The organism is Streptomyces sirii, assembly GCF_045690365.1.
GTDB lineage: Bacteria > Actinomycetota > Actinomycetes > Streptomycetales > Streptomycetaceae > Streptomyces > Streptomyces sirii.
In genome coordinates this window covers 5,764,356-5,788,146 of sequence record NZ_CP147982.1, presented here as the reverse complement: position 1 = coordinate 5,788,146, position 23,791 = coordinate 5,764,356, and the positions used below count along the sequence as shown (strand labels likewise).

Genomic DNA, 23,791 nt, shown 5'->3' with positions numbered 1-23,791 from the left:
GCCGGCAAGCGTCACGGCCGGATCGCGCGGAAGCGGAAGTGGTCCTTGGTGAGGGTGACGCTGATTCCGGGGGCGGCGAAGCCTGCTGTGCGGAGGCGGGACGGGAGGGTCTCGGGCGGTACGGGGACGTAGGTGTCGCGCAGGTGGACGAGGCGGAAGCCGCGGCTTGCGCGGCCGTCGCAGCCTGCGAAGACGCCGCCGGGGCGCAGTACCCGCAGCGCCTCGGCGAAGAGTCGGTCCTGCTGCCGCGGCGTGGGCACGTGGTGCAGCATCGTGAAGCAGACGACGGTGTCGAAGGAGGCGTCCGGGAGCGGCATCGCGGTGCCGTCGCCGTGGACGACCGCGATCCGGTCGCCGTACTGCGCGCGCAGCCGCTCCGCCGCGTCCCGGTCGACTTCCAGGACGCTCAGCCGGCCGCCGGTCCGGCGCTCCAGGACCCGCGTCGTGGCGCCGTATCCGGGGCCGATCTCCAAGGTGTCGGCGCCCAGTTGCACCTCGTCGAGGGCCCAGGGCAACAGGTCCTTCTCCACCGCGCGGGCCCATATCCGGGAGCTGCACAGCCACTGGTGATATCGGTTCATGGAAGGCATGCGCCGAGGGTAGGGAGCGGCTCGGGCCGACCACCACGCGACAGGGGGACATGTTGTATCGCAGGACGGACAGCGGTGCGCAGCAGGACGGGCACGAGGGGCCGGCCGGGCGGGTGGCGCCGGCGGGGCCGCCCGCCGGCGCGGCCGTCGTCGTGGGGAGCTTCGCGATGGACGGCGGGCAGTGGTTCGAGCGCCATCGCCACGAGCACCATCAACTCGCCTGGGCGGGAAGGGGCGTGCTGGCCGTGCGGGCCGTCGGCAGCACCTGGGTGCTGCCGCCGTCGATGGCGCTGTGGATCCCGGCCGGGACCCGGCACGCCACCGGCGCCGCCGGTCCGGCGCTCTTCCGCAGCCTGTACTTCCTGCCCGGGCGCTGCCCCGTCGGCTGGTCGGCGCCCACCGTCGTCGGCGTCTCACCGCTGCTGCGCGAGCTGATCTGCTATCTGGCGGACGACACCCTGACCGCCGCCGCCCGCGAACGGGCCGAGGCCGTCGTCCTGGACCAGCTGCGCCCGGTGTCGGTGGCGACGGTGCAGGCCCCGATGCCCCGCGACCCGCGGGCGCGCCGGGTCGCGGAGGCGCTGCGCGCCGATCCGGCGGACGGGCGGACGCTGGCGGAGTGGGGCGCCCGGGTGGGCGCGAGCGGACGGACGCTGGCCCGCGCGTTCGTGGCCGACACCGGTATGCCGTACGGGCAGTGGCGCACCCGGGTGCGGTTGCAGGCCGCGATGCCGCTGCTGGCCGGCGGTGCGACCGTCGCGGCCGTGGCGGCGCGGGTGGGCTACGCCTCCCCGAGCGCGTTCGTCGCGGCGTTCCGGCGTGCGGTGGGGGTGCCGCCGGGGGTGTACTTCGCGCCGTAGGTCGGTCGTTGCCGGGCCGGGAGCGCGGATGACCGGGTGCAGGAGCGCGGAGACCGGACTCAGGAGTGCGGAGACCGGACTCAGGAGTGCGGAGCGCAAAGACCCGGGTGCGGTTCAGCCGTCGCCGAGGCGGGCGCGGTCCGCGGCGGCCCTGCCCTGGTGCCAGCCGGCCGCGTCGTTGACGCCGCGGAGGCGGACCGGGGCGGTGTCCGGGAAGAGCGCGCCGGTGGTCTCCTCGACGGCGAGTTCGCGGGCGGCGAGGACCGGGAGGAGGTCCGGGGCCGCCCGGGCGGACTCGGCGGTGGCGGCGGCCGTGGCGGCTGCGGTGGCCGCCGTCAGCCGGTCGCGGATGCGGTCGGCGTACGCCACCAGGAAGGTCTGGCGGAAGTCCCGGGTGCGGCGGGAGCGACCGCCGGCGACGGGGGCGCCGCCCCGCTCCTTGAGCGCCCGGCCGTGATCGTCGCCCGCGCGGTTCATGGCCGTGGTGGCCTGCAGCAGCAGGGAGGTGTAGAGCATCTCGGCCGCCTCCAGGTCGGGCGGGAAGCCGACGACGGTGGAGAAGCCGACGTCGGCGGCCCAGACGGCCTGGCAGCGGTTGGCGGACGCGACGGCGTCCAGGAGCAGCGCCTTGGCCTGCTCGTACGGTCCCTCGATGCCGATGCGGACCGCCGACGGGCCGCCGGCCGCCCCACCCGGCGAGCCGTCCGCGGTGTCGAGGAGCGCCTCGTCGATGCTGTGCCGGGTCATCAGCTCCTGCGCCTTGGCGGACAGCGCCTCCGCCTCCTGCGCGTAGTTCGTCGCCTCCGCCTTGGCGAGCAGGCCGCGGATGCGCCCCAGGGCGCGCGAGGCGGCGTCCCCGGAGCGGCGCCCCGCCGCGGCCCTCGTCCCGGTCTCGGGCGGGATCGGCAGCGGGGTGATGCGGGGCAGCCGGGCGAGCACGCGCAGCGCCGCCAGCACGTCGTAGGCGGTCTCGAAGCGGGAGGTGCGGCGGCGCGCGGCCACCGCGTCGAGGTAGCCGCGGTCGGACTCCCACCACACCTCGGCGCCCAGCCGCCGCAGTTGCTCGGACCAGCGCGTGCCGGGCCGGGGGCGGGTCGCGGCGGGCCGGGCGTGCTCCGCGGCGACGGCGTCGACGACCAGCGCCACCAGCGTCGCGTCGGGTGCCGCACGCCGGACGATCCGCTCCAGGTCGGCCGGGTGCCAGCCGCCCGCCCAGCACTGCCGCACCGCCGCCACGGCGGCCTCGACCACCGCCGCGCTCACCGCCTCCCAGCCGGGCTCGGCGGCGGCCAGCATCGAGGCGCCCGCCTCTACGGCGTCCTCGGCCCGGGCGCCTTCGGGTGCGTAACGGACGCTGCCGAGCACCTTCGCGACCAGCTCGTCGGCCGCCGACGACCGGGCCCCGCCGCGCCCTTTTCCTCCGCGTTCGCTCACCCGGTCACTCTACGGCCGCTCGCGGCACGGCCCGCCGGCCGGCACCGCGGCGCCCGGCACCGCGCCGCCCTCCGCCGCCTCCCGCAGGCCGTCGGCGGCGGCGCCCCAGTCCCAGAGGGCCTGCAGCACGGGCCCCAACTCCCGTCCGTGCAAGGTGAGTTCGTAGCGGACGGTGGACGGCCAGCCGGGGATGCGGTCGCGCCGGGCCACGCCGTCGGCGACGAGCTGGGCGAGCCGGTCGCTGAGCACCTTGTCGGAGAGCGCGGGGAGGGCGGCGGCCAGTTCGCCGTAGGCGTGCGGGCCGCGGAGCAGCTCGCGGACGACGAGGGTGGTCCAGCGGCCGCGGAGCGCGCCGAGCGCGATCTCCACGGGGCAGTCGGGGGACGGCTCGCGCACCGCGGCCCGGGCGTCGTCGGGCAGGCCGGGCACGTGCCGAACCGTTCGGTGAGTCACGAGTGGGCCTCCTAGGGTTGCGCCGCACCGGCGGCCACCCACTGAAACATGGCCGCTGGCGGTATGTGATCGACAGCCCGTTCGGCGGGTGCCGGCCGTGACCACGGCGACGCCCGGCGGGCCGTGTGTACGGCACCACCGGGCGTCGGTCGATCGGTCAGGTCGCGCGGCGGGCGTCCGCCCGCGCGCTACCGATCACTGCGGGCGCCGCCCGCGGATCACTGCAGGGCGCTGCCCGCGACCCACTGCGACCAGTCCATGTTCCAGCCGTTGAGGCCGTTGTCGGGCTTGACGGTGCGGTCCGGGGAGTTGACCACCTTCACCACGTCGCCGGTCCGCGAGTGGTTGAAGAACCAGGCGCCGTCCGTCTTGGGGTCGTCGGCGCCCTTGACGTCCTGAAGGCCGATGCAGCCGTGGCTGGTGTTGGCGGTGCCGAAGATGCCCTTGCCCCAGTAGTTGCCGTGGATGAAGGTGCCGGAGGCCGACAGGCGCATGGCGTGCGGCACGTCGGGGATGTCGTACTCGCCCTTGCCGTTCTTCTTCTTGAAGCCGACCGTCGAGCCGTCCATCCGGGTCTGCTTGAACCGCTCGGAGATGACCATGTCGCCGTTGTAGGTCGGGTTCTCCTTGCCGCCGGCCGAGATCGGGATGGTCTTCACGACCCGGCCGTCGCGCACCACGGTCATCTGGTGCGTCTTGGTGTCGACGGTGCTGACCTGCGCACGGCCGACGTGGAAGCTGACGGTCTTGCTCTGGATGCCCCTGACGCCCGGCGAGGCCTCGACGCCGCTCAGGCCGAGTTCCATGGTGACCTCGGAGTTCGCCTGCCAGTACTCCTGGGGGCGGAAGTCCAGCCGGGTGTCGCTGAACCAGTGGCCGATGACGCGCTGGTTGCTGCTCGCCGAAACATTGATCACGGACTCCACGGCGGCCTTGTTCTTGATCGGCTTGTCGAAGTTGATCGACACCGGCATGCCGACGCCGACGGTCGAGCCGTCCTCGGGCGTGAAGTTCCCGATGAAGCTGCTGGACGGGGTGAGCGTGGTGAAGCTGGAGTTCTCCACCGCCTTGCGGCCGTGGGAGTCCACCGCACGCGCGGTGACCTTGTACTTCGTCGAGCGGCTCAGCGGCCGGTCCGGCTGCCAGGAGGTGCCGTCGGCCGACAGCGTGCCCTCGACCGTCCGGCCGGACTCGACCGAGGTCATGGTGACGTCGGTGAGCCGTCCGCCACTGACCGTGACCTTGGCGGGCTTGCTGAGGCTCGCGTGGGTGTCGCCGTCCTTCGGCAAGATGGTGATCTTGGCGTCGGAGACGTCCTTGGCGGCCGCCTCGTCGACCTGCTGGGCGCTCTCGTGACGGGTGGCTCCGGCGCCGACACCGCCTCCGTCGGCCGCGCTGCTGGCGCCACACGCCGTCAGCGTGATTACGCCCCCGAGCAGCGCGGCACTGGCTATGAGGCTGTTGCGGCGCTTGCCGTCCGTCATCACACGCATCTCCATTGCTACCGAATTCGCATCTTTCCCCGAGCTGACTGCCAACTGAGCGAAGGCATATCTGGACGCCGCCATTCCGGCCGACGCCATGTGAACGCCTTTTCCGTTTCGCCCGTTCCATTCGCCCGAAAAGTGTGGGGTAGGCCACTATGGGGACCCGTCCGTGCCGGGACCGTCCGGCGGGTCGGGGCGGGCGCTCCGGTGGGTCGGGGCGGGCCTCCGACGGACCGGGGCGGGCCCTACCGAAAGCGCTCCGGCCGATCACGCGGAGTGCATTGCCCGAGGCGTCCGGGCCCGTCGGCGGCCCACTCCACGTAATCGACCCCCGTACGGGCGGGAGCGCCGCACGGGGGCCGTGGCCGGTGGGGGTGCGGGAGCGGTGCCCGGTGTCAGCCCTCCCCGTCCGCATCGTCCGCCAGATCCCACTCCGCCGCGTCCCACTCGGCTTCGGGGTCGTAGTCGGTCAGCTCCTCGCTGCTCCACGAGGCCTGGGCGAGTTCCGTGCCCGGCACCGCGGTGACGAGGTCGAACGGGTCGACCAGGTGGGCCAGCGCCTCCGCCGGGTCCTCCTTGACGGTCTCCCGGGACTGCCTGCGCTCCTCGTCCGGCAGCGACGGGTCGCCGTCGATGTGCTCCAGGGCGGCGCCGGTCAGCTGCCCGGCGTCGGTGACCTCCATGATCAGTTCGACATGAAGCCGCACAAAACGTGATGTCTCACCATTGCTCATAGCACGGAGGTTAGGCACGGACGGGTCCCGACTTCCCCGCGACCCGCGGCGGTCACTAACATCTGCGCTCAACGGCCAATTCGCCGAACCCACAAAGGGGATCGCTTTCGTGACCGCACGACGACCACTGCTGACCGCCACCGCCGCGGGATCGGTACTGTTCGCCTTGTGGTTCGTACCGTCCGCCAACGCGATCGTGGGCACTGACGGAGCGACAGATTCCGGCCTGCGGACGGCTTCCGCGCCGGCCGCACCGGGACTGGCGGACGACTCGGGACTGACGGACCGGTCGGGCCCGGCGGACGGGCCGGACCGGGTGAGCCGCGCGGGGAGCGACGCCAAGGCCCCCGACCCCACCGCCCCCAAGCACTTCCTCGCCGACACCGGCAGCCCGGACACCACCCCGTACGTGGTCGGCGGCGCCGGCTTCCTCGCGCTCGGCGCCGCACTGGTCGCCTACTCCGTACGCCGCGCCCCCGACGAGACGGCCTGACGACCCACGTCCACGGGCAAGGCCCCGGGGGCGGTCCCGGGGCCTTAGGGGTGGGGCGAACAGATCCCGTAGGGGTTGCGAGCGCCCCCTGCGGGGCCACAACGCGGCGGTTGCGGAGAGTATTCCGGCGGTGAGCGCCGCGCCTCGGCCGCGCTCCTTAAGCCAACTCCCCCGTGACCGACTCCGCCGCCGTCACCAGCTTTCCGGCCCGTACGAACGCGTACGCGGCCTCCAGGTCCGGTGCCAGGAAGCGGTCCTCGCCCGGTCCCTGGATGCCCGCGGCGCGTACCGCGTCCAGTACCGCGCGGCTGGCGGGCGCCGGCGTCAGGCCCTCGCGCATCTCGATCGCGCGGGTCGCCGCGTACAGCTCGACGGCGACGATCCGGGTCAGGTTGTCGACGGCGGTGCGCAGCTTGCGCGCCGCCGACCAGCCCATCGAGACGTGGTCCTCCTGCATGGCGGAGGACGGGATGGAGTCCACCGAAGCGGGCGCGGCCAGCCGCTTCAACTCGCTGACCAGCGCGGCCTGGGTGTACTGGGCGATCATCAGGCCGGAGTCGACGCCCGGGTCGCCGGCCAGGAAGGCGGGCAGCCCGTGGGAGCGGTTCTTGTCCAGCAGCCGGTCGGTGCGGCGCTCGGCGATCGAGCCGAGGTCGGCGGCGGCGATGGCCAGGAAGTCCAGGACATAGGCGACGGGGGCGCCGTGGAAGTTGCCGTTGGACTCCACCCGGCCGTCGGGGAGCACCACCGGGTTGTCGACCGCGGACGCCAGCTCGCGGTCGGCGACCAGGCGGGCGTGGTCCAGGGTGTCCCGGCCGGCGCCGGCGACCTGCGGGGCGCAGCGGATGGAGTAGGCGTCCTGGACGCGCGGGGCGTCGTCCTGGTGGTGCCCGGTGAAGCCCGAACCGGACAGCACCTTCAGCATGTTGGCGGCCGAGGCGGCCTGCCCGGGATGCGGGCGGATGGCGTGCAGCTCGGGCGCGAGGACCTTGTCCGTGCCGAGCAGCGCCTCCAGGGAGAGGGCCGCGGTGATGTCGGCGGAGGTGAAGAGCCGCGCGAGGTCGGCGCAGGCCATCACGAGCATGCCGAGCATGCCGTCGGTGCCGTTGAGGAGGGCCAGGCCCTCCTTCTCGCGCAGTTCGACGGGTGCGATGCCGTGCGCGGCCAGCAGCTCACCGGCCGGGCGTACGACGCCGTCGGGGCCCTCCGCCTCGCCCTCGCCCATCAGCGTCAGCGCGCAGTGCGAGAGCGGTGCGAGGTCGCCGGAGCAGCCGAGGGAGCCGTACTCGTGGACGACCGGGGTGATGCCGGCGTTGAGTATCGCGGCCATGGTCTCGACGACCAGCGGGCGGACGCCGGTGTGCCCGGAGGCGAGGGTCTTCAGCCGCAGGAACATCAGCGCCCGGACCACCTCGCGCTCGACCCGCGGGCCCATGCCGGCCGCGTGCGAGCGCACGATGTTGCGCTGGAGCTGGGCCCGCAGCTCGGGGCTGATGTGCCGTACGGCCAGGGCGCCGAAGCCGGTGGAGACGCCGTAGACGGGGTCGGGCTTGGCGGCGAGTTCGTCGATGAAGGCGCGGGAGACGGCGACGGCCGCGAGGGCCTCCTCGGACAGCTCGATCCGGGCCGCGCCGCGGGCCACCGCGATGACGTCCTGTGCGGTCGTGCCGGACGTCCCCAGCACCACAGTGTGCATATCCATATTCAGGAACCCTAGAGACTGAATCGCCGGATGTCACCACCGGATTTCCGGATCACCCCTTACCGGGTGTGACCGCGAGCGGCCGGCGGCACCGCCCAAGGATCTACCGCCTCACCTCCTGAAGCGCCGGCGCTCCGGCCCCGGCCGCCGGTCCGGGGCGTCGGCGAGCCGTACGACCGGGTCGTCCCGGCCGCCGTGCCGGCCGGCGACCACCGGCTCGCCCGAGCCCGCCGCCTTGGCCTTGTACTGCGCGGCGTCCGCGAGCCGGAAGAGGCGGCGGCCGCTGCGCACCGGTCCGATCGGGTCACCGGTCGAGGCGACCCCCACCGCGACCCCCTCGCCGAGGTCCAGCTCCCCGGCCCGCCGGCACAGCTCGGCGGCCGCCTTGACCACCTCGTCGGCCGGCGGGCCCACCGCGAGCAGGCAGAACTCGTCGCCGCCGAGCCGGGCGGCGAGCGTGCCGGGCAGCATCGCGCCGCACAGCGAGAGCACCGACCCGAACCGCTCCAACAGCCGGTCGCCCACCGCGTGGCCGCGCGAGTCGTTCACCCGCTTGAGCCCGTTGAGATCGCACACCACCAGGCTGACCACCGCGCCCTCGCCGCGGTGCAGCTCCAGCGCCTCGTCCAGCCGCATATCGACGGCCCGGCGGTTGGCGAGGCCGGTCAGCGCGTCGGTGAACGCCAGCCGACGGGCCTCGGCCAGCCGCTCGGTCTGGGCGATCCCGGCGGCCGTCACGGCGGCGAGCACGCTGGCGAAGTCGGCGTCCGCCCGGCCGAAGACGGGCTCCGCGGTGCGCCGGGCGACATACAGCTCGCCCCACGCCCGGCCGTGCAGCACGATCGGGGCGACCACGCAGCAGCCCCGGCCGCGGCGGCGCAGCGCGGCCACCCGCTGGTGGTTGTAGGGGCCGTCCCGGCCGCCCTCCGGCCCGCCGACCCCGGGGTCCCCCGGAGGCGGATCCACCTCGGCCGTCTCCACCCAGGCGCTGGGCTCGCCGCCGCCGGCCCACTGCTCGTGCAGAAAGCCGACGATCTCCGGGAACTCGTGCACGGGGTAGCTCTCGTCCTCCGGGAACTCCTCCTCGCCCTCGGCGAGTTCGCCGACGTTGACCAGCACCCGGAGCTTGCCCAGCTCCCGCTCCCACTTCGAGATCGCCGCGAAGGAGCCGCCCAGGGCCAGGCGTACGCCCTGGGCCGCGGCGTACGCCGATTCACGCGGAGTGTGCGCGGCCGCCATCGCCTGCGCCAGCTCCACCACTGCCCGCAGCCTCGCATCGCCCTCGCCCGTCACCGGATCCTCACATTCCGTCACCGTGAGCACGCTCTGTATTACAGCGTAGGAATGTTTAGCCCCTTTCGCCCCTTTGAGTGCGGGAATGACACCGGGGCGTTATCCACGTCGTGGCTGGTGGGGGCCGAAACGGGGGCGAGAGGGGATCGGTTACGGTGCGTCACCGGCGACGGGCCGGCCGTGGCGGCCCGGCCCACTCACCGGGCCTTACACGCGGAGCCTCATACACCGCGCCTCGATCACCGGGACTCACTCACCGGGCCACTGCGGGTCCCGCTTCTCGTTGAAGGCCGCCACGCCCTCCGCGCGGTCCCCGGAGAAGGCCACGCTGCGCCAGGCGCCGTCCTCCAGGTCCAGGCCGGTGCGCAGGTCCAGACCGTGCCCCAGGCGCAGCGCGCGCTTGGCGGCACGCAGGCCGACCGGCGAGTTGCGGGCGATCGTCGCGGCCAGCGCCAGCGCCTCGGCCCGGTCCTGACCGTCCGCCACCAGTTGGTCGACGAGCCCCAGCTCGGCCGCCTCGGCCGCCGGCACCCGCCGGGCGGTGAAGATCAGCTCGGCCGCCCGCGCGGCGCCCACCCGGCGCGGCAGCAGCTGGGTGCCGCCCCCGCCGGGGATGACGCCCACCGACACCTCCGGCAGCCCGACCACCGCGGTGCCGTCCGCGACGATCAGGTCGCAGGCCAGCGCCAGCTCGAAGCCGCCGCCGAGCGCGAAGCCGTGCACCGCGGCGATGGTGGGCACCGGCAGCTCCAGTACGCCCGTGTAGGCGGCGCGGGTGTGCGGGCGCTGGCGCATCAGGTCCGCGTCCGTGAAGGAGTTGCGCTCCTTGAGGTCCGCGCCGACGCAGAACGCCCGCTCGTGGCTGGAGGTGAGCACCACCGCCCGTACGGAGCGGTCCGCGGCCAGCTCGGAGCAGGCCTGTGACAGGGCGTCGGCCATCGCCGTCGAGACCGCGTTCATGGCCTTGGGGCGGTCCATGACCAGTTCCGCCACGAAGCCATGGCGCTCGATGCCGACCCACTCGTCCGCGCCGAACCGCTGCATGGAACCCTCCCGTGTTAACGAACGTTGACCTGCTCGACAGGGGGATCATGCCAGGCGGGAGCCCGGCGGGACAGGGGTCGGGGCGCTCGTCGCGGCGCCGGCGCCGATCAGCCGCGCCGGGTCAGCAGCCACGGCTCCACGACGCCCAGGCCGCGCACCGGCCGCTGCCACATCGGCTGGAGCGCGAAGCGGTAGGACGGCGGTGCCTCGCCCGTGCCCTCCTCGGCCGCCTTCTCCGCGGCCGCGGCGTCCGCCTCGGAGACCGGCGCGTCACCGATCCGGCCGAGTTCCTCCGCGAAGGCCTCGTCCACCAGGACGGTGTCCTTCGGGGCTATCGAGGTGAGCCGGCTGGCCAGATTGACGGTCGTGCCGAAGACATCGCCCATCCGGGTCGTCACCGTGCCGAAGGCGATGCCGACCCGCAGCTCCGGCATCGTCTCGTCGTGGCTCATCGTCTCGATCAGCCGCAGCCCGATCTCGGCGGCGATCCCGGCGTCGTCGGCGGAGAAGAGCACCTCGTCGCCGAGGGTCTTGATGAGCCGTCCGCCGTGCGCGGCCACCAGGTCCGAGCAGGTGGTCTCGAACGCCTCCACCAGCTCGCCCAGTTCCTCCTCCTCCAGACGGCGGGTCAGGCGGGTGAAGCCCACCAGGTCCGCGAAGCCGACGGCGAGCCGGCGGTCGACCATCTCGACGTCGTCCTGAGCCCGAACGACCCGGCCGGTGGCCGCGGCGAGCTGCCGGCGCCAGACGTAGACCAGGAACTCCTCCAGCTCCGGCAGGAGCAGCTCCACCAGCGGATAGGTGATCTCCGTACGGGTCAGACCGGAGTCCTGGGGCTCGGTGAGGCCCTCCAGGAAGGAGTCGATCTGCCAGTCGGCGAGGCGGGCGGTGGTCTGGCCCGTGGAACGGGCGACCTGCACGGCCATGGCCTCGCTCAGCAGACCGGCCTCGACCAGGCCGGCCAGGCGCCGCAGGGCGAGTACGTCGGCCTCGGTCAGAGCCTTGACCTGGCCGATGTCGGCGAAGCCCATGGCCCGCCAGAAGCGGGCCGCCAGGTCCATGGAGACGCCGGCGCTGCGGGCCGCCTGGAACGGCGTGTAGCGGCGGTCGGCGCCGAGGATGAGTTGTTCGAGGCGGACGGCGATGCTGTTCTCGTCGCCCTCGTCGACGGCCCCCGGCGGGTCGCCCGCGGGCACGTCGCGTACGGCATCGTCCTCGGTGTCCGTGTCGCGCGGGGCGGCGCCCGAGTCGTCGGCGGTCACCGGCCGCTCCCTGTCCGATCCCTGCGCACTGCCCTTCCGATCACTGCTCGCCGGTGGTCCGCTCCCTGGCGGACCGCCTCAACGATACGGCAGGTGTGTGCCGTGGCTCACTGTGTCGGGTACGTGGTGGTGGCCCGAGGCGGAGCCGTGGGGGGTTGCGGTCGGCACGGCGGGGGTGTGCCAAGGCTCGCTGTGTCGGGTACGTCGTGGTGACCCGAGGCGGAGCCGTGGGGGGTTGCGGTCGGTACGGCAGGGGTGTGCCGTGCTCGCTGTGTCGGGTACGCGGTGGTGACCCGAGGCGGAGCCGTGGGGGGTTGCGGTCGGTACGGCAGGGGTGTGCCGTGCTCACCGTGCCGGCCCCCCTCGGGCTCGGCGAGTCACTTCGGGTATTCGGGGGCGTCCCCTCCGGCCGGGCGCAGATGGATGATGTCGCCCGCGCCCACCGGCTGCTGTACGCCGTCGGCCGTGGCCAGGACCAGGCGGCCGTCGCCGTCGATGGCCACCGCCTCGCCGACGATCTCGGTGCCGCCGGGGAGTTCGGCCCGCACCGTACGGCCCAGTGTGGCGCAGCCGGCCGCGTAGGCCTCCTGGAGCCGGCTGGCCGCGGGGTCGCCGTTGGTGGTCTGCCACTCGCCGTACCAGTGGTCCAGGGAGCGCAGTACGGCGCGCAGCAGCGGGTCGCGGTCGGTGGTGCGGGCGCCGGCCAGGGCCAGGGAGCCCGCGCCGGGAACGGGCAGTTCGTCGGCGGTGAGGGTGACGTTGAGGCCGATGCCGACGACTACGCCGTCCGCGGCCCGCTCGGCCAGGATGCCGCCGGCCTTGCGCTCGGCGCCGTCGACCGCGACCAGGAGGTCGTTGGGCCACTTGAGTGCGGTGTCGACGCCGGCCGTACGCGACAGCGCGGTGGCGGTGGCCACCCCGGCCAGCAGCGGGAGCCAGCCCCAGCGCTCGACGGGCACACGGGGGGTGAGGTAGACGGAGAAGAACAGCCCGGAGCGCGGCGGCGCCGACCAGGTGCGGTCGAGGCGGCCGCGGCCGGCGGACTGCTCCTCGGCCACCAGGATGGCGCCCTCGGCCGCTCCCCCGGCCGCGCGCTCGGCCAGGTCGGTGTTGGTGGAGCCGGTGGCGGGGACGACGTCCAAGGCGGTCCACAGGGCGCCGGGGCGCACGAGGGCGCGACGCAGCGCGGTGGCGTTCAGCGGGGGACGGCCCAGATCGCTCCAGCGGCCGGCGTCTTTGTCCCGGTTTCCCGGTGGTTGAGGCGTCATGGCACCAGCCTAGGTGTGGTCAACGACGCAGTGCCGCTGAGCAGCCCCGCCGATACGCTACGAGTCGGTAGCCATACACGTACCACCCTCAGTACGAGCACCAGTCCAGGACGAGCAGGAGCCGCATCCCGATGTCCGAACCGGAAGCAAACATCCACACCACCGCGGGCAAACTGGCGGATCTGCAGCGGCGGGTCGACGAAGCCACGCACGCCGGTTCCGCCCGCGCGGTGGAAAAGCAGCACGCCAAGGGGAAGCTGACGGCGCGTGAGCGCATCGATCTGCTGCTGGACGAGGGCTCGTTCGTCGAGCTGGACGAGTTCGCGCGGCACCGGTCGACCAACTTCGGGCTGGAGAAGAACCGCCCGTACGGCGACGGCGTGGTGACCGGCTACGGCACGGTCGACGGCCGCCCGGTGGCCGTCTTCTCCCAGGACTTCACGGTCTTCGGCGGGGCGCTCGGCGGGGTCTTCGGCGAGAAGATCGTCAAGGTGATGGACTTCGCGCTCAAGACCGGCTGCCCGGTCATCGGCATCAACGACTCCGGCGGCGCGCGCATCCAGGAGGGCGTGGTCTCGCTGGGCATGTACGGCGAGATCTTCCGCCGCAACACCCACGCGTCGGGCGTCATTCCACAGATCTCACTGATCGTCGGGCCCTGCGCGGGCGGCGCGGTCTACTCCCCCGCCATCACCGACTTCACCGTCATGGTCGACCAGACCTCGCACATGTTCATCACCGGCCCGGACGTCATCAAGACCGTCACCGGCGAGGACGTGGGCTTCGAGGAGCTGGGCGGCGCGCGGACGCACAACACCACCTCGGGCGTGGCGCACCACATGGCGGGCGACGAGAAGGACGCCATCGACTACGTCAAGGGTCTGCTGTCCTACCTGCCGTCCAACAACCTCTCCGAGCCGCCGGTCTTCCCCGAGGAGGCGGACCTTACGACCTCGGACTACGACCGCGAGCTGGACGCCCTCGTCCCGGACTCGGCGAACCAGCCGTACGACATGGTCACGGCGATCGAGCACGTCCTGGACGACGGCGAGTTCCTGGAGACCCAGGCGCTGTTCGCGCCGAACATCGTCACCGGCTTCGGGCGGGTCGAGGGCCATTCGGTCGGTGTGGTCGCCAACCAGCCGATGCAGTTCGCCGGCATCTTGGACATCAAGGCCTCGGAGAAGGCCGCGCGGTTCGTGCGCACCTGCGACGCGTACAACATCCCGGTGCTGACGTTCGTGGACGTGCCGGGCTTCCTGCCGGGGACGGACCAGGAGTACGACGGGATCATCCGGCGCGGCGCCAAGCTGATCTACGCGTACGCGGAGGCGACGGTCCCGCTGATCACGGTCATCACCCGCAAGGCGTTCGGCGGCGCGTACGACGTCATGGGCTCCAAGCACCTGGGTGCCGACCTGAACCTGGCCTGGCCGACCGCGCAGATCGCGGTGATGGGCGCGCAGGGCGCGGTCAACATCCTGCACCGCCGCACCCTGGCCGCCATCGAGGACCCCGCCGCGCAGGACACCCGCCGCCAGGAGCTGATCCAGGAGTACGAGGACGCCCTGCTCAACCCGTACGTGGCGGCCGAGCGCGGCTATGTCGACGCGGTGATCGAGCCGTCCGAGACGCGCCGGCACATCGTCCGCGGGCTGCGCGCGCTGCGCAACAAGCGCGAGGCGCTGCCGCCGAAGAAGCACGGCAACATCCCGCTGTAGGAGGGTGGACGCAGATGATCAAGGTCGTACGGGGCAATCCGACACCTGAGGAGCTGGCCGCCGCACTGGCGGTGGTGCAGGCCCGTGCCGCGGCGGTCGCCGCCGGCGCCGCTGCCGAGGGCGGCGCCCCCGGCAGCGAGTGGTCCGATCCGGCGTCCACGATCCCGGCGCGCGCCCGGGTGCCGCACCCCGGTCCGCGGGCGTGGCGGACGAGCTTCTGGCCCCGTTAGCCGGACCGGGGCAGGAGCCGTCGTCGGTTGCCGTTCACGTTGTGGGCGCGGTGATCGTTCGTCGAGTCGAGGGTTGCCGTCTACTGGCCGCCGCGCCGACCGGCCGGGAGCACCCGACCACCGGCCGGATCGGGTCGGTGCATGGTGCACTGACTAGTCCTTCGGACCGCGGCGCCTGAGTACGCGTACTCAGGCGCCGCGGGCGCGACGGGCACAGGATCGATACATGCTGTGGTCCGATCCGCCCGATGAGCCGCCCGAGGAGCTGCGTGATGTGCAGGCCAAGCTCCGCCGGATGGGCATCGTGCTGGCCGTGGCCGCGGTGGTGCTGATGTTCCTGCTCTCCGGGAGATGACCGCGCCGCGCCGCCCCCGTCGGCCGCTCCGCAGAACGCCCCGCGGGCCGCTCCCGGCCCCCGTTCCCGTGCCGCGCGAGGCGACCCTCACAGTTCCCCCCTGCAACCGCAGCCGCCGGAATCTCATCTTTCACTCTCGAAGAGCCGCAATTCGGGCGTAGCGCGGTCGGGGCGCCGAGCCGCCCGGACCGGCGCCGCCGATGGGGAGTGGGAGAGCGATGAACAGGCCGCTGAGGCATATAGCCGTCTTCTGCGGGGCGTTGGTACTGGCCCTGCTGGCCCGCGCGACCTGGGTCCAGTTCGTCCAGGCCGACGAGCTGGCCAACGACCCCCACAACCGCCGGGTGAAGATCGAGGCGTTCTCCTACCCCCGCGGCAACATCATCGTCGGCGGCCAGCCGATCACCGGTTCCGTGGCGACCTCCGGCGACTTCAAGTACAAGCGGACGTACAAGGACGGCCCGATGTACGCCCCGGTCACCGGCTTCGCCTCGCAGGCCCAGGGCACGACCTTCCTGGAGGGCATCTACAACAAGGTGCTCAGCGGCAAGGACGACCGGCTCGCGCTCAAGCGCGCCAAGGACATCCTGACCGGGGAGAAGCCGCGCGGCGGTGATGTGATCACCACCATCGACCCCAAGGCGCAGAAAGCCGCCTACAAGGGCCTGACCGACCTCAACGCCAAGGGCGCGGTGGTCGCCCTCGACCCGCGCAACGGCAAGGTCCTCGCGCTGGCCTCCACCCCCTCCTACGACCCGTCGGTCTTCGCCGGCATCTCCAACGCCGAGAGCGGGAAGTTCAAGGCGCTGGACGACGACAAGACCAAGCCGCTGAGCAACCGGGCGCTGCGCGAGACCTTCGCCCCCGGCTCCACCTTCAAGATCCTCACCGCGGCCGCCGCCCTGGAGCACGGGGTGGTCAGCGACATCGACGCCCCCTCGGGCGCCCCCGCCCCCTACCAGCTGCCGCTGAGCACGACGAAGATCGGCAACGACGTCGCGGGCGCGCCCTGCGACAAGGCCTCCCTCAAGACCGGTATGCAGTGGTCGTGCAACAACGTCTTCCTGGACACCGCGCTGAAGGTCGGCAAGGACAAGATGCGCGAGACCGCGGAGAAGTTCGGCTTCAACTCCGACGTCTACGACAAGGACTTCGGGGACCTGCTGGCCACCAAGAGCCTCTACCCGGACAAGCTCGACAAGCCGCAGACCGCGCTGACCGGCATGGGCCAGGGCAGCCTGACCAGCACGCCGATGCAGATGGCGATGGTGGCGGCGGGGCTCGCCAACGACGGCAAGCTGATGATGCCGCACATCGTCGACGAGGTGCGCGGCTCCGACCTGTCGACGATCGAGAAGTTCGAACCGAAGATGATGTCCCAGGCCGTCTCCGCCGACACCGCCAAGAAGGTGCAGCAGATGATGGAGTACACCGTCGAGAAGGGCACGGCCGACAAGGCCAAGATCGACGGCGTGACGGTCGGCGGCAAGACCGGCACCGCCCAGCACGGCGCGAATGTCAACGACGAACGCCCCTACGCCTGGTTCGTCTCCTACGCCAAGCAGAGCGACGGCTCCTCCCCGGTGGCGGTCGCCGTCTTCGTCGACCCCAAGGACATGGACATCCCCCGCGCCGAGATCGCCGGCGGCAAGCTGGGCGGCCCCATCGCCAAGCAGGTCATGCAGGCGGTCCTGGGCAAGTAGTCCGGCCGTACCCGGGCCGGCGGCGGCTCCGTACGATGGCGCCCATGACCGAAGAGCAGCCCCACTCCCCCACCCGCCCCCGCCGCCTCGTCCTGGCCTCCCAGTCCCCGGCCCGGCTGGCCCTGCTGCGCCAGGCCGGGCTGGCGCCCGAGGTCATCGTCAGCGGCGTCGACGAGGACGCGCTGACCGCGGCCACGCCCGGCGAGCTGGCCCGCGTCCTGGCCGAGGCGAAGGCCGCGGCCGTCGCCGCCCGCCCGGAGGCCGCGGGCGCGCTGGTCGTCGGCTGCGACTCGGTCCTGGAGCTGGACGGCCGGGCGCTGGGCAAGCCCGCCGACGCCGAGGACGCCACCGCCCGCTGGAAGTCCATGCGCGGCCGCTCCGGCGTCCTGCGGACCGGCCACTGCGTCATCGACACCACCGACGGCCGCGAGGTGTCCGCCACCGCCTCCACCACGGTCCGCTTCGGCGAGCCCACGGACGACGAGATCGCCGCGTACGTCGCGAGCGGCGAGCCGCTCTTCGTCGCCGGCGCCTTCACCCTCGACGGCCGCTCCGCCCCCTTCGTCGACGGCATCGACGGCGACCCCGGCAACGTCATCGGCCTGTCCCTGCCGCTGCTGCGCCGCCTGCTCGCGGACCTGGACGTGGCGATCACCCAGCTGTGGACCTGAAGCCCTCATAGGCTGATCGCATGGCAACCGTCGTCGAACTGATCAGCTACCCCGTCAAGGGCTGCGCCGGCACCCCGGCGGCCTCGGTGGAGCTCACCCGGGCCGGCCTCGCCCACGACCGCAGCTTCATGGTCGTCGGCGAGGACGGCGTCTTCCGCAGCCAGCGCACCGACCCCACCCTCGCGGTCATACGCCCCGAGGTCGGCGCCAAGGGCACCGAACTCACCCTGTCCGCGCCGGGAATCGCCCCCCTGACGTATGAGATCGCCTACGGCACCGGGTCCGCGGCCCGGGTCGGCGTCGAGATGTTCGGCACGCCGTACCGCGCCGTCGACCAGGGGGAGGCGGCGGCCGGCTGGCTGTCCGAGGTGCTCGGCGCGCCCAGCCGGCTCGTGCGGGTACCGCCGGAGCACGACCGGGTCACCGACGGGTGCACCCCCGGCACCTCCGGCTTCGCCGACAGCAGCGCCGTCCACGTCCTGTCCCTCGCCTCCCTCGACGACCTCAACTCCCGTATCACCGCCGCCGGACGGGCCCCGGTCGCGATGGAGCGCTTCCGGCCGAACATCGTCGTCGACGGATGGCGGGAGCCCCAGACCGAGGACCGGGCCCGCCGGATCACCCTCGGCGACGGCGAACTGGGCTTCACCAAGCTCGCCGTGCGCTGCGCCGTCACCCTCGTCGACCAGCGCACCGGCACCAAAGCCGGACCCGAACCGCTGCGCACCCTCGCCTCCTACCGCCGCATCCCCGAGGGCGGGGTCGCCTTCGGCGCGAAGTTCTCCGTGCTGCGAACCGGACGGCCGGCGGTGGGCGATGCATTCAACGTCACGGCGTGGGGAACCGATTGATCCGATACGGCCTGATCGACCCGATCAGCCGGATCACACCGGTCCGCCCGACCCCACGAGGAGTGCGCAGCATGCCCGAGATCCTGCTCATCGCCGGCGACGCCACCGAGGACCTGGAGTTCTTCTACCCGTACCAGCGGCTGCTGGAGGAAGGCTACGAGGTCCGCATCGCGGCCCCGTCGCGCAAGAAGCTGCAGTTCGTCGTGCACGACTTCGTCGACAACTTCGACACCTACATCGAACGGCCGGGCCACTCCTGGCCGTCCGACCTCGCCCTGTCCGAGGTCGACCCGGCCGACTACGCCGGGCTGGTCCTCCCGGGCGGCCGGGCCCCCGAGTACCTGCGCAACGACTCCGACTACCGCCGCGTCGTCACCCACTTCTTCGACGCCGACAAGCCCGTCGCCCACATCTGCCACGCGGCCACCACCCTCGCCCCCCTCGGCGTCCTCAAGGGCCGCCGCACCGCCGCCTACCCGGCCTGCGCACCGGACGTGGAGATGGGCGGCGGCGAATTCGTCGACGCCTCGGCCGTCGTCGACGGCAAGGTCGTCTCCGCCCGCGCCTGGCCCGACCACCCGGACTGGATGCGGGCGTTCATGGAGGTGCTGCGGGCGGATGCGCCGGTGAAGTAGCGGTCGGGCGGTCGGGGTACCAGGGCCCCGACCGCCCGTGGCCGGCGATCAACAAGGTTCATCGAGGCAGCGGCGGCGGGGGGAACTTGAGGCAGTTGGCAACGACCCAACCGTTGATGTCAGTGCCGTCCTTCCCCACGCGAAACCACTTGTTTCCCGCTTTCCCGCAGGCGTGGTACATCCCGCTGGCCTCGGGCTCATAGGCCATGAGCCTCACGCCCTTGGGGATGACTCCCAAGGCAGCGGAGCGGCTCGACGGCTTCGCCCGCAGTGTCACTGCCTCCAGCGTCCTTACCGGAAGCGGCCTGCGGGCCTGTGACGCGGCCGCCGAAGCAGTCGCACCGGCCGCCTGGACGGTGCGGGCGGCTGCCGGGGCAGGAGTGCTCGCCACCGCGATGCCGCTGGTCAAGGTGGTTCCGATCAGCGCCGACGTGAGGGCGGCAACCCTCACCCGCGTCTTCCTCACCATGCTGTCCCCCTCATAGTTGACGTCGATTCATCCCGCAGATCAGCGGTGCACCGAACTTCAGGCGTGGCCGCCGTTCAGATCTGCCCAGCATGATCATCACAGGGTAGTCGCACCGGCCGAGAAGGAGCGAAGACATCCGAGAACGCCGGGGCCGGGCCGGGGCCGGGCATCAGAACACCGGCAACGCGTAGAGCGAGTTGTCGTTCATGACGAAGACGCGGTTGCCGTCGGCCGCCAGCCAGCGGCGTTCGGCCTTGGGGAGTTCGTACTCCCACACGGGGTAGCCGGTCCGTTGGTCCACCGCGTTGACCTGGTTCCAGATGTCCTCGTCGATGAACCAGACACCGTTTCCCTGAGTGAGCACCGGGCGACTGAGATCGGCCGTCCCACGACACTCGATGATCTTGCTGCCGTCGCTGCGCTTGATCTTCCGGGCCCAGTTGCCGTGCGTGGCGTAGAGCAGATCGTCGTCGTACGGGGTCGCCGGGCCCCAGTCCTGGTGCTTGTGCCAGGCCGCGTCCCGCGCCTCGACCTTCCATAGTTCCTTGCCGTCGGCCAGTCTCCGGGCCGTGAGCGTGCGGCCGTTGAGGTAGACGGTCGAGCCGTGGACTGCCGGGCGGATCACGCCGTCCCACTGGTTGCGCAGATCCCAGACCCGATGGCCGTCGGAGGTGGCGAAGGCGAGCACGTCTCCCTTGTCGGTGGAGACGACCAGCCGGCCGCCGGCGGCCACGCCCGTCGGGGCGAGCGTGCCGCGATAGCCGTCGGGGGGCCGTACCGTCCAGCGGACCTTCGCATCGGACCGCCCGACCGCCCGCAACCGGTGGTCCTTGGTCACGAGGTAGACCGCCTCGTCGTCCGCGGCCAACAGCTGCTCGGCGTCGACGTCGGCCGTCCACCGCGGTTCCCCCGTGGAGGGAACGAAGGTGCGCAGCGTCCCCTTGGCGTCGACGGCCGCGATCAGCCGGTCCGAGAGGGAGACGTAGCGGCCGGTGGCCTTGAGGTCCTGGACGGCCCAACGGCGTTTGCCGTCCACGACGTTGTGGGCGGCGAGCCCCCCGCCGGCCGTGCCGAAGACGATGACGTCCCGGACGGGCAGGGGCGCGGGGGTGTCCTCGGCGAGGCTGTGCACGGTCCACAGCTCCTTGGGGGACCCGCCGATGATCATGTCACCGTCGTCCGGGTTCAGCACGTGCGCCATGGGCGTCCTGACTGCGGGCGGGAAGGCGAAGAGGTCGACCTTCTTCTTGGGCTGCTTCGGTGAGCGCGGCCACCAGGCGGCCGCCGCGCCGCCGCCCGCGGCGAGGACCACCCCGCCCGCGGCCAGGCCGGTGAGCAGCCGGCGCCGCGTCACCTGTTGGGGGCCCGCCCCCGCCATGACCGTGGTGGTCAGCTCGTGGAGGCTGTTCTCCCGCTCCTTGATCGCCTGGCTCACCGGACCGCGCCGCCAGCCCCGTTCGGCCCCCCGCGGCGGCGCGAAGGCCGCGGCGATCTGGGCGGGCGTGGGGCGGACGGCCGGGTCCTTGGCCAGGCAGGGGACGATGAGCGGCCGCAGCGCTTCCGGGACGCCGTCCAGGTCGGGTTCGTCGTGGACGACCTTGTACTGGAGGGCGGCGATGTGGGCGCCGTCGAAGGCCCGGTGGCCGCTCGCCGCGTGGACGAGGACCGCGCCCAGGGAGAAGACGTCGGCGGGCGCCGCGGCACGGCGGCCCAGGACCTGCTCGGGGGCGCCGTAGCCGGGGGTGACCGGGACCTGGCCGGTGGTGGTGAGGGTCAGACCGTGCTCGGGGCGGGCGATGCCGAAGTCGATGACCCGCGGGCCGCTCGACGTCAGGACGATGTTCGGGGGCTTGAGGTCGCGGTGGACCAGGCCGGTGGCGTGAATGTCCGTCAGGGTGCGCGCGATCGAGGCGGCAAGGGCGCGTACGGTCGGTTCGTCGAAGGGGCCGTACGCCGCGACGGCCTCGTCGAGGGTCGGTCCGGCCAGGAACTCGGTAGCGATCCACGGACGGCCGCCCTCGGTGTCCGTGCCCAGCACGCGTGCCACGCCCTTGCTCACCACGGCCGTCGCCGCCTGTGCCTCGCGGACGAAGCGCTGCGCGAGGTTCGCTTCGCCGGTGAGTTCGGGCCGCAGCACCTTGACCGCGGCGACGGTGCCTTCGGCGTCCTGGCCGACGTAGACCTTGCCCATACCTCCCTCGCCGAGCACACCGAGCAGGCGGTAGGGGCCGAGGCGGAGCGGGTCGCCGGTGCCGAGGGGTTTCATGGGCGGTGTCTTTCCGGGGAGTTCAGCGGAGGGGGAAGCCAGCGAGGAAGTGGGGACCGGACGCGATGACCATCCGGCTCTTCTCGTGGGCGACGAAGCGGGTCCCGCTGGTGGTGTACAGCTGCTCGGTGGTGCGCGAGGCGAGGCCGACGGCCCGGAGGACCTTGTCGGTGTCGCTGTAGGTGTAGGCGTACTCGGAGCCGATCACGGGCCGTACGACGTGGTCCGCCCGCGGGCCCTCCGCGCTCTTCTCCGCCCACCGCGGCTTGCCGCCGCCGGCGCCGTACGACACCAGGCCGAGGCCCTTCTCCACCGCGTACACCGCACCGCCCTTGAGGACCGCCGGTCCGTACGTCTTCTTGGGGCGCACGGAGGAGGTGTCCCACGCCTGTCCGCCGTCGCTGAGCCGCAGCGCCCGCAACGGGCCGTAGCCCAGGTAGAGGTGCCGGCCGTCGACCGCGAGCGGGTCCCTCACGTACCGCGAGTCGGCGCCGTCCCACGGCTTGTCCCAGGCGACCTTCCCGGTGCGGGTGTCACGGGCGACGATCCTGACCTTGCCGTCGTTCATCTGCTGGAGGAGGACCAGGCGGTTGCCGGACGCCTTGGCGGAGAGGAAGTGGTTGTCGTCGCTCTTAGCGGGGTGGAACGGCACCGGGTCCGTCCACTTCCGGCGCCCCGAGGCCAGATCCACCGCTGTCACGGACCAGCGCGACAGGCGCTCGTGCGACTTGACCTTCCCGTGCGAGATCGCCAGGTAGGCGGTGGCGTCGGCGACCGCCAGCAGCCGGCTGATAATGCCGTTGTGCCGGGAGTCCGACACCGGGGCGATGCGCGTGCCCGCCTTGCCCGTACGGAGGTCCACGGGGGCGAGGAACCACGAGACGGTCTTCGTCATCAGGTCCTGCCCGTTCTCGACCCGCAGGATCTGGTAGACGCGCTCGCCGTCCGAGGCGACCTGCCAGGAGTCGTCCGCAAACAGCGAGAACGTCCACGCTGACTCACCGGACTTCGGGTCCACTCCGCGCGCCTCGGCGCCCGCCACCAGGACGACCTGGTCGCCGGCGACCATGGGCACTTCGGGGTTCTGGTCGTCATCGGGACCACCGGTCTGCTTCTGCCACACCGAGTCCAGCTTTTTCTTCTTCAGCGCGCCGACGCTCGGCCCCGGCTTCGGCTTGGTGTACCCGGGCCCGGTGCCGGGGCCCGGCGCCGGCGCGTCCTGCCCCAGCACGGCCCACACCCCCGCCCCGGCTCCCGCCACGCCGAGCACCGACCCCGCGCCGGCCATCAGCAGCCCCCGGCGGGAGAGGCCGCCCGCGGCGGGCACGTCGGCCATCGGCACGGTCTCCGGCTGGTCGGCCGGTGCGGGCAGCCGCTGCGGCACGACCTGCCAGACCTCGCTCGCCCGCCGCCCGATCTCCGCGAGCACCGCGTCCGGCAGCAGGTCGGCGAACTCGCCGCCGCCGTCGTGCAGCCGGGCCGACAGCTCGGCGGTGGTCGGGCGCTGGGCGGGGTCCTTGGCCAGGCAGCCGGCCAGGATCGGGGCGAGGGCGGCGGGGGTGCCGGTGAGGTCGGGTTCGCCGTAGGTGACCCGGTACAGCAGGTCCGCGGGCCGCCCGTCGCCGAACGGACCGTGGCCGGTGGCGGCGAAGACCAGGACCCCGGCGAGCGCGAAGACGTCCCCGGCCGGGGTGTGTTCCCCGCCGGTCGCCTGCTCCGGCGACATGAACGCGGGGGTGCCGACCGCGGCGCCGGTATGGGTCAGCCGGTCGTCGCCCAGGGCGCGGGCGATACCGAAGTCGATGACCTTCGGGCCGTGGGCGGTGACCATGATGTTCGACGGTTTGAGGTCGCGGTGCACGACATCGGAGCCGTGCAGCTGGCCGAGCGCCCCGCACAGCGCGGCCCCCAGGGCCCGTACGGACGCCTCGGGCAGCGGGCCGGCCAGCTCCACCGCCTCGTCCAGCGGCGGGCCGAGGACGTACTCGGTGGCGATCCAGGGGGTTTCGGCGAGCGGATCGGCCTCGACGACCTGGGCGCCGTGGCGTCCGCCGATGACCCGGGCGGCGTCCGCCTCCAGCCGGAAGCGGGTGCGGAAGGCGGCCTCGGTGGCGATCCGGGCGTGCATGGTCTTGACCGCCACGGTCCGGCCGCCCGGCGAGCGCGCCAGGTAGACGGTGCCCATCCCGCCGCTGCCCAGCCGGGCGATGAGGCGGTAGGGGCCGAAGCCGTGCGGGTCGTCGTGGGTCAGGGGCGAGGGCATGGCGGTG

Annotated in this window: 23 protein-coding genes; 10 read left to right on the top strand and 13 right to left on the bottom strand. The window is 72.8% G+C overall.

The annotated features are described in order from the left end of the window. Positions 1 to 11 precede the first annotated feature (11 nt). Entirely contained in the window at positions 12 to 590 is a 579-nt protein-coding gene (locus WAB15_RS26190) for a class I SAM-dependent methyltransferase (protein WP_407287750.1), read from the bottom strand. Positions 591 to 640: 50 nt separating this feature from the next. On the opposite strand from WAB15_RS26190, the gene WAB15_RS26185 reads away from it, so the two are divergent. Beyond that, a complete protein-coding gene (locus WAB15_RS26185) occupies positions 641 to 1,450 on the top strand; it encodes an AraC family transcriptional regulator (RefSeq protein ID WP_407287749.1) in 810 nt (269 codons plus the stop codon). Between the two features lie 114 nt (positions 1,451 to 1,564). Here the strand turns inward: WAB15_RS26185 and WAB15_RS26180 are convergent, their stop codons facing one another. The 4 genes from WAB15_RS26180 to WAB15_RS26165 form a co-directional block, all read right to left on the bottom strand. Continuing rightward, positions 1,565 to 2,815, bottom strand: coding sequence for a DUF2786 domain-containing protein (locus WAB15_RS26180; RefSeq protein ID WP_407289303.1), 1,251 nt, complete (start codon positions 2,813 to 2,815; stop codon positions 1,565 to 1,567). A 78-nt stretch (positions 2,816 to 2,893) separates the two neighbouring features. Continuing rightward, on the bottom strand, positions 2,894 to 3,313 hold the full coding sequence (locus tag WAB15_RS26175) for a winged helix-turn-helix transcriptional regulator (RefSeq protein ID WP_407287748.1): 420 nt from the start codon (positions 3,311 to 3,313) through the stop codon (positions 2,894 to 2,896). 242 nt (positions 3,314 to 3,555) lie between these two features. Beyond that, positions 3,556 to 4,836, bottom strand: coding sequence for an Ig-like domain-containing protein (locus tag WAB15_RS26170; RefSeq protein WP_407287747.1), 1,281 nt, complete (start codon positions 4,834 to 4,836; stop codon positions 3,556 to 3,558). Positions 4,837 to 5,219: 383 nt separating this feature from the next. Next, entirely contained in the window at positions 5,220 to 5,558 is a 339-nt protein-coding gene (locus tag WAB15_RS26165; RefSeq protein WP_399150177.1) for a hypothetical protein, read from the bottom strand. Between the two features lie 109 nt (positions 5,559 to 5,667). Here WAB15_RS26165 and WAB15_RS26160 point away from each other — a divergent pair, with 109 nt between their 5' ends. After that, positions 5,668 to 6,051 (top strand): hypothetical protein, encoded by a 384-nt coding sequence (locus WAB15_RS26160; RefSeq protein ID WP_407287746.1) that lies wholly within the window; start codon positions 5,668 to 5,670, stop codon positions 6,049 to 6,051. 157 nt (positions 6,052 to 6,208) lie between these two features. Here the strand turns inward: WAB15_RS26160 and hutH are convergent, their stop codons facing one another. The 5 genes from hutH to WAB15_RS26135 form a co-directional block, all read right to left on the bottom strand. Next, a complete protein-coding gene (hutH, locus tag WAB15_RS26155) occupies positions 6,209 to 7,753 on the bottom strand; it encodes a histidine ammonia-lyase (RefSeq protein WP_399150179.1) in 1,545 nt (514 codons plus the stop codon). Positions 7,754 to 7,864: 111 nt separating this feature from the next. After that, positions 7,865 to 8,992, bottom strand: a complete 1,128-nt coding sequence (locus WAB15_RS26150) for a diguanylate cyclase domain-containing protein (protein ID WP_407289302.1) — start codon at positions 8,990 to 8,992, stop codon at positions 7,865 to 7,867. A gap of 303 nt (positions 8,993 to 9,295) precedes the next feature. Next, complete coding sequence (locus WAB15_RS26145; RefSeq protein WP_407287745.1) at positions 9,296 to 10,090, bottom strand: enoyl-CoA hydratase/isomerase family protein; 795 nt, start codon at positions 10,088 to 10,090, stop codon at positions 9,296 to 9,298. Between the two features lie 107 nt (positions 10,091 to 10,197). After that, a complete protein-coding gene (locus tag WAB15_RS26140) occupies positions 10,198 to 11,352 on the bottom strand; it encodes an adenylate/guanylate cyclase domain-containing protein (protein WP_399150181.1) in 1,155 nt (384 codons plus the stop codon). A 377-nt stretch (positions 11,353 to 11,729) separates the two neighbouring features. After that, positions 11,730 to 12,620, bottom strand: coding sequence for a biotin--[acetyl-CoA-carboxylase] ligase (locus tag WAB15_RS26135; protein WP_407287744.1), 891 nt, complete (start codon positions 12,618 to 12,620; stop codon positions 11,730 to 11,732). A gap of 131 nt (positions 12,621 to 12,751) precedes the next feature. Between WAB15_RS26135 and WAB15_RS26130 the strand changes: the two genes are divergently transcribed. The 7 genes from WAB15_RS26130 (at position 12,752) to WAB15_RS26100 (ending at position 18,786) form a co-directional block, all read left to right on the top strand. Continuing rightward, complete coding sequence (locus tag WAB15_RS26130) at positions 12,752 to 14,341, top strand: acyl-CoA carboxylase subunit beta (protein WP_407287743.1); 1,590 nt, start codon at positions 12,752 to 12,754, stop codon at positions 14,339 to 14,341. A gap of 14 nt (positions 14,342 to 14,355) precedes the next feature. Beyond that, positions 14,356 to 14,571: an acyl-CoA carboxylase epsilon subunit gene (locus WAB15_RS26125; protein ID WP_399150184.1), complete on the top strand. Its 216-nt coding sequence runs from the start codon at positions 14,356 to 14,358 to the stop codon at positions 14,569 to 14,571. Between the two features lie 226 nt (positions 14,572 to 14,797). Continuing rightward, positions 14,798 to 14,926: a morphogenic membrane protein MmpB gene (mmpB, locus tag WAB15_RS26120; protein WP_393489502.1), complete on the top strand. Its 129-nt coding sequence runs from the start codon at positions 14,798 to 14,800 to the stop codon at positions 14,924 to 14,926. A 218-nt stretch (positions 14,927 to 15,144) separates the two neighbouring features. Beyond that, the gene (locus WAB15_RS26115) at positions 15,145 to 16,629 is read left to right on the top strand and encodes a peptidoglycan D,D-transpeptidase FtsI family protein (protein ID WP_399150185.1); all 1,485 of its coding nucleotides are present in this window, start codon (positions 15,145 to 15,147) and stop codon (positions 16,627 to 16,629) included. A 35-nt stretch (positions 16,630 to 16,664) separates the two neighbouring features. Then, complete coding sequence (locus WAB15_RS26110; protein ID WP_407287742.1) at positions 16,665 to 17,300, top strand: nucleoside triphosphate pyrophosphatase; 636 nt, start codon at positions 16,665 to 16,667, stop codon at positions 17,298 to 17,300. 20 nt (positions 17,301 to 17,320) lie between these two features. Then, complete coding sequence (locus WAB15_RS26105) at positions 17,321 to 18,151, top strand: MOSC domain-containing protein (protein ID WP_399150187.1); 831 nt, start codon at positions 17,321 to 17,323, stop codon at positions 18,149 to 18,151. 71 nt (positions 18,152 to 18,222) lie between these two features. Then, complete coding sequence (locus tag WAB15_RS26100; protein WP_407287741.1) at positions 18,223 to 18,786, top strand: DJ-1/PfpI family protein; 564 nt, start codon at positions 18,223 to 18,225, stop codon at positions 18,784 to 18,786. 58 nt (positions 18,787 to 18,844) lie between these two features. On the opposite strand, the gene WAB15_RS26095 is transcribed toward WAB15_RS26100, so the two are convergent. Continuing rightward, positions 18,845 to 19,063: an SH3 domain-containing protein gene (locus WAB15_RS26095; protein WP_407289301.1), complete on the bottom strand. Its 219-nt coding sequence runs from the start codon at positions 19,061 to 19,063 to the stop codon at positions 18,845 to 18,847. Here WAB15_RS26095 and WAB15_RS26090 point away from each other — a divergent pair. Beyond that, positions 19,014 to 19,271, top strand: coding sequence for a hypothetical protein (locus WAB15_RS26090; protein ID WP_407289372.1), 258 nt, complete (start codon positions 19,014 to 19,016; stop codon positions 19,269 to 19,271). The two genes, WAB15_RS26095 and WAB15_RS26090, sit on opposite strands and share 50 nt — an antisense overlap. A gap of 153 nt (positions 19,272 to 19,424) precedes the next feature. On the opposite strand, the gene WAB15_RS26085 is transcribed toward WAB15_RS26090, so the two are convergent. Together WAB15_RS26085 and WAB15_RS26080 are read right to left on the bottom strand one after the other, a co-directional pair. Further along, a complete protein-coding gene (locus tag WAB15_RS26085) occupies positions 19,425 to 21,521 on the bottom strand; it encodes a protein kinase domain-containing protein (RefSeq protein WP_407287740.1) in 2,097 nt (698 codons plus the stop codon). Between the two features lie 22 nt (positions 21,522 to 21,543). Continuing rightward, positions 21,544 to 23,784: a protein kinase domain-containing protein gene (locus tag WAB15_RS26080; protein ID WP_407287739.1), complete on the bottom strand. Its 2,241-nt coding sequence runs from the start codon at positions 23,782 to 23,784 to the stop codon at positions 21,544 to 21,546. Positions 23,785 to 23,791: the final 7 nt, after the last annotated feature.